Raw genomic sequence first — 15,513 nt, forward strand, 5'->3', positions numbered from 1 at the left:
TTATTAAATTGTAATATAATTACAGTATGTGAAATTATATTAAGTTAACTTTTAAAGCGAAGTGAAAACAACCGTCACTTCGCTTTTTGCATTTATTTAATCGGTTTCTCTGTTTTTAAAACTAGTGAACTTAATGCAGAAACTTTAATTTTATTGTCATGGACAACGTAAAGTGTTTTACTTCCCGCCTGATTCCCGTTTACTAGCACTTTCCACGGACCTTTCGATGGAAGTGTTATGTCAACGGCTTCCCTATTTGCATTGTGAGCCACCATAAAATATTCGCTTTTATTCCCACTTCCCTTTCCATCTATTGTATAAGCTACAACATTTTTGGGAACATCGATAAAAGCTACATACTTTTTAATTTGCTCTGCAGAAGTCATACGAAAAGCTGGGTATTTTTTTCGTAAATCTATTAAGCCCTTCATATACTCTACTTCATTATTAAATGCTGCACGGCGTAACCAATCCATCTGGTTAATAGAATCAGGAGATTTGTAACTATTATGATCACCATATTTTGTGCGCATAAACTCTTGTCCTGCATGTAAGAATGGAATACCTTGTGATGTTAATAAAATAGAAGAAGATAATTTATGCATTTGTTTTCGCATTTCTTCACTGTCACCTGAATTAGTCAACTCAAGTTTATCCCATAATGTATGATTGTCATGTGCTTCCACATAAGTTAGCACCTGCTCTGGATCTTGATAAGTAGACGAATTTGTATCATAGTCAATACCTGCCGTAATGCCTTTTTTAATACGGTCTTCCATGTTTTGCTTTCCGTTTACAAAACCATTTTCTTTCTCCTCAAATACGCTACCTTTCAATCCATCACGTATATTATCGTTAAAATGAGCAATCCCTTTCATTTTCTCCGCGTTTTTTTGATTTGCTTTTAATTCAGCTGCTAGAGGTGTATTTAAATCCCAGCCTTCTCCATGCAGAATAATAGAAGGATCAATTTGATTAACAGCTTTACGTATCTCATTCATCGTTTCATAATCATGAATACCCATTAAATCAAAACGGAACCCATCTAAATTGTATTCTTTTGCCCAGTATGTGACGGAATCTACCATAAATTTTCTCATCATCTTTCGTTCTGAAGCGGTATCATTCCCTACTCCAGTTCCATTTGCTAATGTTCCGTCTTCATTGTAACGATAATAGTAACCTGGAACTAACTTATGAAAATTTGATTCAGCGGCATTATACATATGGTTATATACTACGTCCATCACAACACGAAGATTATTATCATGCAGTGTTTGAATCATTTGTTTTAATTCAGTTATTCGAACAGTTGGCTCATATGGATTTGTAGAATAGGAGCCCTCTGGGACGTTGAAATTTTTCGGGTCATATCCCCAGTTATATTGTGGTTCATTTAAATTATCTTCATTTACTGAAGCATAATCAAATATCGGTAAAAACTGAACGTGAGTAACACCAAGATCTTTCATATGATCAAGTCCTGTTTTTACACCTTCAGGCCCTTTTGTTCCTTTTTCTGTTACACCTAAATATTTTCCTTTTTGCTTAATACCACTTTCAGGTTGAATGGAAAGATCGCGTACATGCAATTCATAAATAATAGCATCTTCCGGATTTTTAAATTTTGGCTTTTTGTTTGCTTTCCATTTTTTCGGATTTGTTTCTTCTAAATCAACAACTGCACCTTTATCTCCATTTACAGAAGCAGCACGCACATACGGATCAACCGCTTCAGTCCACTTATCCCCAATTTTCACCTTATACGTATAAAAGAGACCTTTTTGGTTCCCTTTAAGTTCTGCTTTCCAAGTTCCCTTTTCACCTTGTTGCATTTTTATTTCAGTACCTATTTTATCGCTCCATTTTTTATATGTAACTAACTTCGCTTCACTCGCTGTAGGAGCCCATAAACGGAACTTTGTATGTTGCGGAGTATATATATTCCCTAAATCATTACCACCATAATAAAATAAATTATCAAATTCCTCGCTACGAATGACTTTACCGATTTCAGTATTCGCATCAGCTAAGTTTGCTATTTTAACTTTGTATGTTTGTTTTAAATCAATTTTCTGTTCCGTAATTATTTTAACCTTATTAGTAATATCTCCACTATTTTTATCATAAGGACTAATTCCCTTAATTTTAACGCCTTCAATTTCAATTTTCTGTTCCTTACTATTAAACGGAACATTAGTCGTTACAGTAATTTCATTAAAACTATCAATAGTAGCTTTTTGAATTGAGAGATCAGAAGAAGGCTTAGAATTATATACTTTTTCATCACCCGAAAGGATCCATACTTCAGCACGACCATCCCTTATATTTTCAACCCAGTGATCACCTCCATCTTTTTCCCATTCATTGGTACGAACTATAAATCCTACACGATTATAGTCACCATCTATTTTTATCTTAGCGTATTTTCCAAATTCATCTTCACCAGTAAATTCATAAGATTTACCGTTTGCATTTTCTCCCCATACCCAAAGATTCCAGTCTTTTGTATTTCCAGATTTCTCTTTGTAATGAATGATAACTTCAGTTGTTTTCGAATTTGAAACTGCCTTCACACTCTGAAAAGAGAAAACAGATGATAACATAACGATTATGGCAAGTAATAAAAATGATTTGTTAATTAATCTTTTTGTCATTTGCACCACATACACCCTTTCTTTATATAGTACGAGCTATTTATTATGCTCATACTAAATTACACTGCTTAAATTAATGTAGAAATCCCTTTTACTTCACCCCCATATTGACTATTTTCACGTATGTATTTCAATGATCTTTTAATACGAAAACGTTTGCATTAATGCTTTAAAAAATTGATTTTTTTTGCCTTCATATAGTTGTAAATACTAAAAAATCAGGGAAATCATTTTAAAGCAATCGTTTGTTATCGCTTTCATTTTATAGTACTTACTATTAAGAGGTCAATATATTATTAATTTTCTGTTTTTATACCCTTGAAATCTTATATATTTGTCGTAACTTATTGAAGATAGATGCCTAATTATTGCTTAGTAATTTTATTTTCACTAATACATTGCTACGTAAAAAATCAGCTAATATCCTTAAAATGAAATTAGCTGATTTTCATAATGTATTAATATATGAATGGAAACTATATTTCTAACTTACTTAATTTTTGCTGCATCAAATGCTTTTTGCACTGCTTGAACTTCAGCTGTATTCGCCCCATATTTATTAGTTGCCACTCGAATACATGCTGATTTCAATTCTTTGAAATTAGATGTCATGTTTAACTCATCTGTATTTGCATAATAGAAAATATCAAACATTTTATCTTCACCAATTCCTTTAACAGTTACTCCGTTATGAGTTCCGCCTTTTGCAATGAGATACGCAACTTTATTAATAATACTTGAATTAAAATGAACGCCACCTTGATCCCATCCATTAAAATCGTTAAATTCACTGTAATCATCTGGATACGGTACTCCAAGTGAAGATGGAACAGAAGCTGGGTTTTCCATATCACGGAAAACAGATCCAGTTTGTTCGCCCATTGTCCAGTTAAAGCTTCCATTATTTACGTATTTCTCAATAGATGTTCCCATAATATCAGATAGCGCCTCATTAATCGCACCAGATTCACCGTAATATTCAAGATTAGATTCGCTAGAAGTAACAGCATGTGTAAATTCATGTCCAGCTACGTCATATGCCTTGACAATAGGATCGCCATATACAAGCATACTTCCATTATTAGCACTTAATGCATTTTGCCAATTTTTCGGATCGTTCGTATCTTCAGAATCCCAAGCATGTACAACTGAAACTACCTTTTGTCCCTTATTATCAAAACTATTACGCTTATATTTATCTTTATAAAAATCAAATACCTTTGTTGCTAAGTAATGAGCACTTACTGCTTTTGAATCGTTAAATGTTGTTGAAGTGCTGGTTGCTAGTGTACCAGGATAATAGCTTTCTTCTTTAGTAATATCTCTGTAATTCACATCATATGTTTCAATTCCTTGCCCTCTTGTATAATCAGCAAGTGCATATTTGCCATTACTTTGTTTAGAAATACCAAATGAACGAGATATACCTAAATCATCTTTTCCTGTTCCAGTTAATGATGTAAGACTACTTTTTTTACTTTCCTTTAAAGCTCCAACTAGTTTTTCACTTGCTTTTAAGTTAGATTCTTGTACCATATTTTTTAACATATCACCATTTTGTGCATTTACTAAATAAGTTCCGGAAACATAGTTTGGTGTTGCCGCTTCAAAGGTAACTTGGTATGCATTGCTAGCTTGTCCATTATTTTCATCAACAAAAATAACTTCCTTAACTTCTGGCTCAGAAATAAACTTGATATCGTTCCCGTACTTCGTATAAATATATTGTTTCGCTCCATCTTTTGATAGATTAATAGGCTTTTTCAATTCTTCTTGTTTTAAATTTTGCGCGCTATCGCCTGAAACACTTTTAATAACGCCCTTATTATCTACGTGTGCAGTTAATTGATGGCCATATACTTCTTTTCCTTCGTATGTTTGCTGCATACGCACAAGTGTTGTTCCATCATACGAACCACGTTTTTGAAGAACTTTATAATCTACTCCTGTTTCTCCATTGACTTGATTTGGAGAAAGAGCTTGTTCAGCTTTCTCCTTAAGAGCATCTTTTACTACATTCTCTGGTGTTTTTTGTGACGGTTGTGTAAGTTCACCTGAACGGAATGAGTCCTCTTGAATTTGAACTTGTAGTTGATCTGTTTCCTCTGCATGGCCTATTCCGTATGGTGCCACAGCTGTTAAAGCTAATCCTGTTGTTAATGCTAATTTAGTTAATGTCTTTGTGTTTTTCATTTTTTCACCTCTTATAATTTTTGAAATAGAAAGCTTGTACAAAGTATACTGTCTATTTATGTCGAAAAAAAGAGAAAATACAAAATTTATGTAATATTATGCAAAATTACATAAATGTGGTCGATAAAATAAAAAATGAGCCCTTTTAGGTGCTCATCCAATTGGTTAGTTATTAATTATCTATATTCATTCTAATCAAAGTACACTTATATCTTATTAACAACATAAAAAACCACTCTTTACTATTTTAAGAATAGTAGATAAATACTTTAGTGAGGCAACGCATATGCAAGTTAGATTTTTCAATATAATTTTGTTATTTATGTCTATAGCTGCATGGATTGGAACGTTTTGAGACTGCTGAAGTCTTATATGAGTTTCAGGCTTTTTTATCTTGTCAAAAATATCTTTTAAAGATAAATTTTTCTCCCCATTTAAATATAGAAAAGGACGTATCTATTGCATGTTATTAACTTAAGGTATGTTCTTTTAAAGCATATTATAAATATACATAGTGAGAAATAAAACAATAATTATTCAAATGAAAAATCCCCTGAATTTTTAAAGCGATTCAGGGGATTTTTTACCGATGATTCTCTATATTTCCATACCGATCACAAACTTTTTTAGGATAATGGTATGTCCAAGTTGAATAGTTTTTTGCACGAGAGCCATCTTTTTATATTTATTTAATTATCCTACTAAGTTTTTTGTAAAATTCACCTTTTCTTTTTACATGATTAAACTGATTTGGATTAATATTAGCTTTTTGTGAGAGTGCTACAATCTCTTCTTTTGTAATTGAATCTTTAGTATTTATAGATGCTATATTTGTATATTTTCCATCTTCTGTTTTTGGGATTTCTAAAATCCCTTTATTTACAAGATCAACTACAGCCTTATGCTCTGAAGAATGTGTATCTACACCAGTAATTTTCCAATTATGCATAACTTTTGGCGTGTATACACCGTTCTTTACCTCTTTTAAATATGTAATAGCAAGGTTACGAATGGTTCCACCTGTTTCTCCGAATGCATTCTCTTGTTTAGATGACCAAGTTTGTTCAAATTTACGTCCCTCTAAAGCTCCCCCTTTTGCCTGAAGAGCCTCCATTCTATACGCATTCATTCCTAGCGTCATAACATCGCTCATTTTGATTGGTTTATTTGTACGAATAGAGCGTAAATTTGTAATTCTACTACCATATGGTTTTGTTAAGTCAATTTCGTATTTTACACCTCCAAAGAAATCGTTCGTACTGTATTTAGATGCACGACGGTTTTTATCAAAGCTAACTGTTACATCTCCGGCACGAGATGAGTTAAAATATCCTGCTGCCCATTCCATATAGTCTTTTAAATCTTTTCCAGTTATCTTATATACTGTAATTTCTCCCAAAGCATATTGATAATTATAAGCAATATCTTTCTTCTTTATAGGACCTATATCCAAACGGGCATAATCATTATCAATTTGATGGGCTACTACATCCGCCTTGCTGTAATGGAGCATGACTTCATGAAAGAAATCTGATAAAGGTGTCTCTTGAATCTGCACACTTGGAATACCCTTTATTTCATTTTCAGGAACAAGGTTTCTACCCTTTAATTGAGCGACTACAACATTTGCATCTCCTCTCGCATACTCATGAAAAGGTGTTAGTGTTTCTTCAAGTGTAGAATCAGATAATACTGTAGTTCCATCAGCATTTTTTACAGGTATAGCGGTAGCTGTTTTATCTTTTAAAACAAGCTTCCCATCTTGCTTTGTAAAAGTAAGGTCAATACGTGAAATATGCGTTCCGTATTTATCTGGTTCTGTAATAATTACGCCATTTACAACTTCTTTTTTTACAAGTTTATGCATATGAGCCGCAAAAATAGCGCTTAGTTCCGGACAAGCATTCGCAATATCTTGAACACCAGTACCTGGGATTCCATTCTCATTTTCTAGTCCCATATGCATAACCCCTACCATTACATCTACTTTATCTTCTAATTCTTTAATAGCCTTTTTTGTCTCTTCTACTGGATTTTTCACTACTAAACCATCCAAATGATTTGTCCCTTTTTCAAAATCACTAATCATTGGTGTATTCATACCAATAATCCCGACTTTAATTCCACCTTTTTCAACAATCGTATATGCAGGAAGAAAACGCTCTCCATTTTCCTTATAAATATTTCCTGCTAACGTCTTTCCCTTGTATTGCTCACTAACTTTTTTCAATGTATCTAATCCAAAGTTGAATTCATGATTTCCAAATGTCCAGGCGTCATATCCCATTGTATTCATTGCTACCATCATTGGCGATTGTGGCTTATCGTTGAATAATTCTACTGAGTTTCCTTGAATTGTATCCCCGGCATCTACTAATATGGTATTTGGATTTTCTTGACGTACCTTCTTTATAACCGTATAAAGCTGCGTCAAACTTCCACTCATATTTGCTCCATCAAGCGCATAATCCCAAGGCATAAATCTACCATGAATATCTGCAGTACCTAACAATGTAATATTAACATTAGATTCCTCAGCCTTAGAAATAGCTGGTTTGACTGTTACTGCTGTTACAAGAAGCATAAGAATAATAAAATAGCATACATAGTTCTTCCATTTCGTTTTTTGCATAATATCAATATTTCTCCCCTTTTTGTACTGTCATAAAGTTGCTTGAACTTTAAAAATATAACTTGTTATTCAGAAAACTTCAACTACAAAAATAAAGAGAATAAAATGCATATATCCCTTAATAGAATTGTATTTTATCGTTTTCTGACAAAATACTTATTCCTCAAACGCGTGAAAGGTGCTTACCCAATGGTAGGTGTAAGATTACTTTCAAAAATTTGGACATATAGCTCATTTCCGAAAATCATTATAACTTAAAGATATAGTGTGTAATGCTGATTACATTTTCGGATTTCATTGCCAATTTATTTCCTTCTAAATGAAAATGCTGAGATCACTTCCAAAAATAATAACCCCGCTCTTCATTTAAGACGGGGTTACACTTATACAGCAAATCGGATTCAGATTTTTTTCAAATGTTCGTTTCCTCTTCAGGAGTAAAATCTGCTAGTTTCGTATTTTTTTCTGCTTATTGGTTGCTTTCAACTAAATTCATCATAATTTTAATCAGGACTTGTATTTTATCACTCGAATCCTTGATGCTATCCCAAATCGCTCAATAAATAGATAATGATTTTTACTTTTCAACTCCACAAAGCAATTTTATCTCTTTAATTTGTTCTATATGACGCTGTTCATGCAAATAGATCAGTTCTATCCACTGATCAAGAAGTAATTCTCCAAGAGCTGGATGCGTCACTGATTTTTTCGCTAATATAGATTCATCTTCTATTGTACTCAGGAAACGCATCAATTCTTTTCTAGAGTCGTTTAACAAATCAACCATTTGCTGCACTTCAAATGGTTCTATACTTGGTTCAATCATTTCTGGGGCTATAAATTTTATCGATCTATCTAATAAAATAGTGTGAATTTCTTTACGCTCATTTAAGATACTATCCATCTTTTTTAATCCCGATGAAATAACTGTTATAACTCTCTCATCTAATAAAACTAAGTGATGACAAACTTGTGCTATACTCCATTTATCCTTATCTGGTTTCCTATTAAATTGAGCATCACTTAACAAAGTAATTTCCTCAAATAATTGATTTCTAGTTTCATAAAACTTGTCATTTACAAATGTATTCATGTGAATTCTCCTTTCATTAGAACCTACATACTTAGATTCCTACGCTAGAAATATTCTCTATGGAAAAAAGATTTTCCTTCACTATTATTCCAATCCAATCTTTTCTTTCTTTAGTAGGTTCTCTAATTCATGCTGAAACGTATGAGTTCTCTCAACATCCTTGAAGATTTCCTTGGGGTTATTATGCGCTACAGCTACATCATAATACTTTCCACGGAATCCCTTCAATATAACCACATAAAACGTTCCTAATTATCAATCTAGCATTAAATATATGTAAAAAATCATCCTATTCATTCATTTTTAATGCTTATGTATGTACATTTGTTAATTTATTAGTTATATTATGGGTATTGAATGATTACGAAAAGTCAATAAATCGCTTGTATAACACCTTATATTTTTATATCCGTGAAAACTACAAAATGTATAAAATTCCATTTGTCAAATGAATTTAATGCGGAAGGAGGTTTGTGGTTACTTCATCGGGATATAATAATCAGTTTTGAACTGATAAAAATATAGGAGGCGACATAATGTTTCGTACGATTTCAAATTTCATGAGAGTAGCTGAGATAAGAAACAAAATTCTTTTTACACTAGCGATGCTAATTGTTTTTCGAATTGGCACGTTTATTCCAGTTCCTCATACTAACGCAGAGGTATTAAAAGTACAAGATCAAGCCAACGTTTTAGGTATGCTAAACGTATTTGGCGGAGGAGCACTGCAACACTTCTCAATCTTTGCTGTAGGTATCACACCATATATTACAGCTTCTATCATTGTACAATTACTACAAATGGACGTTGTACCTAAATTTACAGAATGGGCAAAGCAAGGAGAAATGGGCCGTAAGAAATCAGCTCAATTTACTCGATACTTTACAATCATTCTCGCATTTATACAATCCATTGGGATGTCTTATGGTTTTAATAATATAGCAGGTGGACAATTAATTACAGATCAAAGCTGGACTACATACTTATTTATTGCGACAGTTTTAACTGCTGGTACTGCATTTTTACTTTGGTTAGGTGAACAAATTACCGCTAATGGCGTTGGTAATGGAATCTCAATGATTATCTTCGCAGGACTTGTTGCGGCGATTCCGAATGTCGCTAATCAAATTTATTTGCAACAATTCCAAAACGCAGGCGATCAGTTATTTATGCACATAATAAAAATGGTTTTAATTGGACTCGTAATTTTAGCGATAGTTGTTGGTGTTATTTACATTCAACAAGCTGTTCGAAAAATACCGATTCAATATGCAAAAGCTGTTTCAGGAAACAATCAATATCAAGGGGCAAAAAATACTCATTTACCTCTTAAAGTAAATAGTGCAGGTGTAATTCCTGTTATCTTTGCTTCAGCCTTTTTAATGACGCCGCGTACAATTGCGCAGCTCTTCCCTGATTCAAGCGTATCTAAATGGATAATTGCGAATCTTGATTTTGCACATCCATTTGGAATGACACTATATGTGGGTCTTATCGTTGCCTTCACATATTTCTACGCGTTTATTCAAGTAAATCCTGAACAAATGGCTGAGAATTTGAAAAAGCAAAACGGATATGTCCCGGGTATTCGCCCAGGAAAATCTACAGAACAGTATGTAACAAAAATTTTATACCGTTTAACATTTATCGGTGCGATTTTCTTAGGAGCAATTTCAATATTACCACTTGTATTTACAAAAATCGCTACATTACCACCATCTGCTCAAATCGGTGGTACAAGTTTACTAATCATCGTAGGTGTTGCATTAGAAACGATGAAGACGTTAGAAAGTCAACTTGTGAAGCGTCATTATAAAGGTTTTATAAAAAAAGTGAATTAATTACAAAAACACACTAGGATATAAAGACCTAGTGTGTTTTTTATTCTATAAAAATAAAACCCTCATTTTCTCGCTTCATATTTTTATCTTTATTTTATTACCATAAAAGTAGCTCCTTTCTCTCACCTTCAATATATCCCTCGGTGGTTATAAAAAGTCTCAGCATGAATTTATCTATAATTAAATAGTCTGGTACAAAATCTTTTAATGTTATTACTTGCTTTCTAACAATTCTTTTGTCACCTTTTATTCCAAAAACTTTAGCTTCTAAATAATCAATTTCACCTAAAAATAAATCTATCCTTTGATATATAGGGATTCCAACCAATTCTTTAACTTCTGGTTATATTGTGTAAGTTGTCTATTACTATCGTATAAAAAGAGATATTGAAATTCATTAACAATGTAGTTTGTAGACACAGGTATCATATTTTTCTTTCAAAAAAAACAGAGTGCCGCTCAACTAGCTCTCTGTTTTAAACTAATTATATTATTGCGTATGTAAAATACCTTGCAAAACAACTTCTAATCCCCAGCGGAATCGTTCTTCTCCACCAGATAACATATCTTCTTTTAGACTTACAATCATTGGATACCTTGCTGTATCTAAAGCCTCATACGAAGCACGAATTGGGTCAAGAGTGGTACCTTTTTCTTTGCGAGCTGTTTGTTCATATGCGACCGAAGCAGCATATAACAGTAAAATATCTACTCCCCATGCTGATGCTCTTGCATTAACTCCACCTTCATGTAATTGACGCAAAATCTGTTCAGTAAGGGCTAAAGAATTTGGCCCAATTGGAATTGTCATTAAAGCTAATTCTGCCATTCCAGAAGAGTCGAATAAAATTCGAAAATATGAATGTACAAGTGTAAATAGTTCTTTTTTCCATGGTTCATTTTTCTCATCTGTTATTTCAATTTTCCCTAGACCATAATCTAATACATACGCTCTTAATTCATCAGCATTTTTTACGTATACATATAAAGAAGACGGACCTGTATCTAATACTTTTGCAATTTTACGCATACTAAGGCCAGAAATACCTTCAGACTCTAATAGGTCATAAGCAGTCTTAACAATGGTTTCCTTACTTAACGGTTCTTTTGCTGGTCGTGAACGACGACTAGTAATTGTATTCGTTTGCTCTTCCATAGTTCTCCTTTAGTAAATATATTTTTATTGTTGCTCATGAAGTTGATTCATAAGATTATACATTTTCATAGTAGCATCCTCCGAGAAACAAATCTCAAGATTATCATTTGACACTTCAGCGGATTGAGAAGAATAATCGTACATTTTTTCTTCGTAATTTTCAATTGCCTCGTTCAAATTATCATGTTTTACAATAGATAATGCAAGTTCTGCCGCATCACGCATCGCTAGATTCACACCTTCTCCAGCAAATGGAGACATTAAATGTGCAGCATCACCAATTAAAGTAACACCAGGCTTACTTTTCCAAGTTAGTCCAACAGGTAACATGTAAATTCGTCTAGGAAAAATCGCACCATCTGCACATCTAATATAATTTTTAAGTGTTTCATCCCAGTCTTTGAAATATTGTAGAAGTTGATGTTTTGCTTCTTCTAAATTTTTAAATGGAATTCCACAATTATCAAGCCATTTTTTATCTGTTCTAAAACTTAAATACACGCGAATACTGTCATCTCCATTTAATTGCGCAAGAATCCCTTTATGCTCCGCAAGTGCAAATACTTTGCCACGTCGATTAAATTTCGCCATCTGAGGATGATTTTTCGTTACATTTTTCAAATTCAATTCTACCATGCTAATACCAGTATATTGCGGTATAGAATTTGTGACAAGTGGACGAATTCGAGAGAAGGCACCATCTGCTGCTACCACTAAATCAACAGTGTCTACATGTCCATTTTCAAAATGAAGTTCATGTATACCATTTTCTACAGGAATGGCTTTTGTTAAGTTATAGCCCCAATGTATACATTGCGGATCAACAGAATTTAAAAGTAACTCACGTAAAGTGCCTCGATCAATTTCTGGACGATCTCCGCAATTAGGATCCGCTACTTCATCTAAATATATTTTCCCGTTCTTATCACATAAACGAAAATCTTCTCCCTCAAATCTAGCAAGTTCATTAAATTGTTCTAACAATCCTGCTTCTTTAAGCGCCTCTTGTCCGGAATCATGATGAATATCTAATGAACCTCCTTGTTGCCGAATCCATGGTGATGTTTCTCTTTCATATACGACACATTTTAAACCATGTTTCTGTAATATACGAGCTAATGTTAAACCTCCTGGTCCAGCACCTATAATTGCAATACGTTTTTCTCCTTTATTTTTTCTTTCCATCATTTATCACACCTTATATTTTATTGAATTACTTGTTTTATTTATAACACAACGTACACTGTTCGTAAAGTACACCGTTCGTTAATTACTAAGCAAATTATGTTAAACTTAATGTGTAAAAATAAAAAGCATGTTACAAGTCGGTAGTAACATGCTTTTTAAGTTGATAAAGTAATAAACTTTTATTAACTTAATAGTCCAATGATTCCATTTGTATTATTTACATTTCTTTCTTCAATAACTTCCCTTGCTTAAAATAAACGCCCAGCGTAGAACGATTTGCTAAAAATACACCAATCAAGATTAAACAAGCACCAATTCCCATTGCAGGATTTAATGGTTCTCCTAATACAAAATAACCTACAATAACAGCAATTAACGGAGATACATACAACCAAGTCGATGGAAATACTGGATTTGTTTTTGATAAAAGCCAGTAATATAAACCGTGTCCACCGATAGATCCTACAAATATAAGATATAAAATTGGCCATTGTACATTCCAAGATGTTAATACAGCTAAATTCGGCTGTTCCATTACAACAGATACAATTAATAGCAAAACTCCTCCATAAAACATTTGAATGCCGTTAATAAGAAATGGTGATACGTTAGGTAAATCTGAAAGTATCTCTTTAGAACGAATAGAACCTATTCCATAAAACAACTCTCCTACTAATATAACAAGGCATGCAATACTCCATATGAAAGTAAGTTCTTGATGCATGCCAGGTAAAGATATAAACAAAACTCCTGTAAGTGCTATAACTAAAGCAACAAGTTGTTCTTTTTGCAATTTTGTTTTATTTCTCTTTGATTGTAATAGCAAAATCATCATTGGGGCTGTTGCAGATAGAACTGCAGCTAATCCAGAAGAAATATATTGTTCAGCCCAGTAAAGGGTCGCGAATGTCATAAATGTTAAACAAAAACCAGCATATATAATACGTTTCGATAATAAGTAAGGCATAATATCCTTTCGCTTTAATTTAAAAATAATAATGAGAATAAGGCCCGCCAAAAAGAAACGAATTCCAGCTGAAAATAATGGTGGTGCCCCCGCTTCTATTCCAATTTTTATCGTTAAAAATGTCGTTCCAAAAATAATACATACTAAAATATAATTTAAAATGACCATTTTCCTTCCTCCTTTTTACTCTTGAAATGAGTATAGAGGATATGGTGTATAACAGTGTATCCACGCATATAACAGTTGAATAAAAATATAGTTGATTGTCAGGATGTTTTTCGCTTTAATTAAATTAAAAAGAAAAACAGGTGATTCTATGAAGATAGTACTACGTAAAGAATCCAACATACCATATTACCAACAAATATATATGCAAATTGTTGAGAGAATTCAAAGCGGGATGCTTTCACATGGCGATTACCTCCCTTCTTTACGTTCTATGGCCGATGATTTGCAAATTAGTTTATTAACTGTTCGTAAAGCTTATAAACAGTTAGAAACGAAAGGTTATATACGAATTGAACAAGGAAAAGGTGCCTATATACATAAACGTGTGAATAAAGAGTTCAAACCAATTCCATATCAATGGCAACAAACGAAATCCATTAATGTTATGCGTTCTCAATATGTGATGAACCAACACCGTAAATATTTCGATTTTTCACAGGCGGTCCTTTATCCGCGTTTATTACCAAATCCGTTTCTTTCAGATGAAATGCACAAATTACTTAATAAAGATCAAATGATACTAGCAACTTACGGACCTGTTCAAGGCGATAAAGAACTTAGAGTGGAAATAACAAACTACTTAAAAGAACACCAACAATTAGTTACAGATCCATCTCAATTATTAATTACAAGTGGTGCCCAGCAAGGAATCGATTTAATCGCCCAAACATTATTAAAGCCTGGAGACATAGTGTTAGTAGAAAGTCCGTGTTATGGGGCGGCGCTTGATGTATTTGTTAATAAAGGAGTTCAAATTATCCCTGTTAGTCTTGATAACAACGGCATTCGCTCAGATTTAATCGATGATATTTGTCAAAGAAAGAATCCTGTTTTGTTATATGTGAATCCTACTTTTCAGAATCCAACGGGCACAGTAATGAGTAAAAAAAGAAGAATGGAACTTGTAGAACTAGCAGAGCTATATAACTTCTTCATTATTGAGGATGATTCTTTCGGAGAAATTTATTTTGAGGATTTTAAAATTCCCCCTCCAATAAAAAGCTTTGATACAAATGGTCATGTTATATATTTAAAAGGATTTAGTAAAACGTTAGCACCAGGTCTTCGCATCGCGGCACTTGCAGCTGAAGGACATATCTTTGAATGGTTATACGCTGTGAAGGCTTCGATGGATATTGGTAGCCCTTTATTAACGCAGAAAGCACTACTTCCTTTTTTACGAGCGGAACGAATGAAAAATCATTTAGAAAAATTACGGACTGCTTTACAAATTAGACGCGATTTAACAATTGATATATTATCTCCATTAAAAGAATTAGAATTTGAAATACCTAATGGAGGATTTAACTTATGGGTTACACTCCCTCAGTCAGTCGATCCTTTTACATTATTACAAAAAGCGAATGAAGTTGATGTTTCTTTTTTACCTGGAACAGCTTGTTTGTTAAGCCATGAAACTCAATATAATCATTTGAGAATTAGTTATTCAATGTTAAATGATAAAGATATGTTGATTGGATTAGAAAGATTACATGATACAATTGCTAAGTTTAAATCATTCATTTAAACTCCAAAACAACAAATAACCTCTTATTCA

At 33.0% G+C, this 15,513-nt stretch carries 11 protein-coding genes; 2 read left to right on the top strand and 9 right to left on the bottom strand.

Going from position 1 to position 15,513, the window contains the following annotated elements; all coding sequences use genetic code 11:
* Positions 1–92 precede the first annotated feature (92 nt).
* The 5 genes from pulA to ABH955_RS05435 all read right to left on the bottom strand — a co-directional run bounded on the left by pulA (position 93) and on the right by ABH955_RS05435 (position 8,812).
* Positions 93–2,663, bottom strand: coding sequence for a type I pullulanase (gene pulA / locus ABH955_RS05415; RefSeq protein ID WP_404453787.1), 2,571 nt, complete (start codon positions 2,661–2,663; stop codon positions 93–95).
* A 483-nt stretch (positions 2,664–3,146) separates the two neighbouring features.
* Positions 3,147–4,850: a M4 family metallopeptidase gene (locus ABH955_RS05420; RefSeq protein WP_404490939.1), complete on the bottom strand. Its 1,704-nt coding sequence runs from the start codon at positions 4,848–4,850 to the stop codon at positions 3,147–3,149.
* Positions 4,851–5,535: 685 nt separating this feature from the next.
* A complete protein-coding gene (locus ABH955_RS05425; protein ID WP_404490940.1) occupies positions 5,536–7,482 on the bottom strand; it encodes a bifunctional metallophosphatase/5'-nucleotidase in 1,947 nt (648 codons plus the stop codon).
* Positions 7,483–8,059: 577 nt separating this feature from the next.
* A complete protein-coding gene (locus ABH955_RS05430) occupies positions 8,060–8,575 on the bottom strand; it encodes a DinB family protein (protein ID WP_001091627.1) in 516 nt (171 codons plus the stop codon).
* An 84-nt stretch (positions 8,576–8,659) separates the two neighbouring features.
* Positions 8,660–8,812, bottom strand: coding sequence for a hypothetical protein (locus ABH955_RS05435; RefSeq protein WP_181777901.1), 153 nt, complete (start codon positions 8,810–8,812; stop codon positions 8,660–8,662).
* Positions 8,813–9,111: 299 nt separating this feature from the next.
* Here ABH955_RS05435 and secY point away from each other — a divergent pair, with 299 nt between their 5' ends.
* Positions 9,112–10,416 carry a preprotein translocase subunit SecY gene (gene secY / locus ABH955_RS05440; RefSeq protein ID WP_002069884.1) on the top strand — a complete coding sequence of 435 codons (1,305 nt, stop codon included), beginning with the start codon at positions 9,112–9,114 and terminating at the stop codon, positions 10,414–10,416.
* 97 nt (positions 10,417–10,513) lie between these two features.
* On the opposite strand, the gene ABH955_RS05445 is transcribed toward secY, so the two are convergent.
* The 4 genes from ABH955_RS05445 to ABH955_RS05460 form a co-directional block, all read right to left on the bottom strand.
* The gene (locus ABH955_RS05445; RefSeq protein ID WP_016101932.1) at positions 10,514–10,744 is read right to left on the bottom strand and encodes a hypothetical protein; all 231 of its coding nucleotides are present in this window, start codon (positions 10,742–10,744) and stop codon (positions 10,514–10,516) included.
* 162 nt (positions 10,745–10,906) lie between these two features.
* Complete coding sequence (locus tag ABH955_RS05450; RefSeq protein WP_404453796.1) at positions 10,907–11,572, bottom strand: TetR/AcrR family transcriptional regulator; 666 nt, start codon at positions 11,570–11,572, stop codon at positions 10,907–10,909.
* Between the two features lie 24 nt (positions 11,573–11,596).
* Positions 11,597–12,760, bottom strand: a complete 1,164-nt coding sequence (locus ABH955_RS05455) for an FAD-dependent oxidoreductase (RefSeq protein WP_404490941.1) — start codon at positions 12,758–12,760, stop codon at positions 11,597–11,599.
* Positions 12,761–12,977: 217 nt separating this feature from the next.
* Positions 12,978–13,895, bottom strand: coding sequence for a DMT family transporter (locus ABH955_RS05460; protein ID WP_404447838.1), 918 nt, complete (start codon positions 13,893–13,895; stop codon positions 12,978–12,980).
* A gap of 148 nt (positions 13,896–14,043) precedes the next feature.
* Here ABH955_RS05460 and pdxR point away from each other — a divergent pair, with 148 nt between their 5' ends.
* Positions 14,044–15,483 carry a MocR-like pyridoxine biosynthesis transcription factor PdxR gene (pdxR, locus tag ABH955_RS05465; protein ID WP_404453802.1) on the top strand — a complete coding sequence of 480 codons (1,440 nt, stop codon included), beginning with the start codon at positions 14,044–14,046 and terminating at the stop codon, positions 15,481–15,483.
* Positions 15,484–15,513: the final 30 nt, after the last annotated feature.

Origin of the sequence: Bacillus sp. RC240 (assembly GCF_044907945.1) — a bacterium.
GTDB lineage: Bacteria > Bacillota > Bacilli > Bacillales > Bacillaceae_G > Bacillus_A > Bacillus_A mycoides.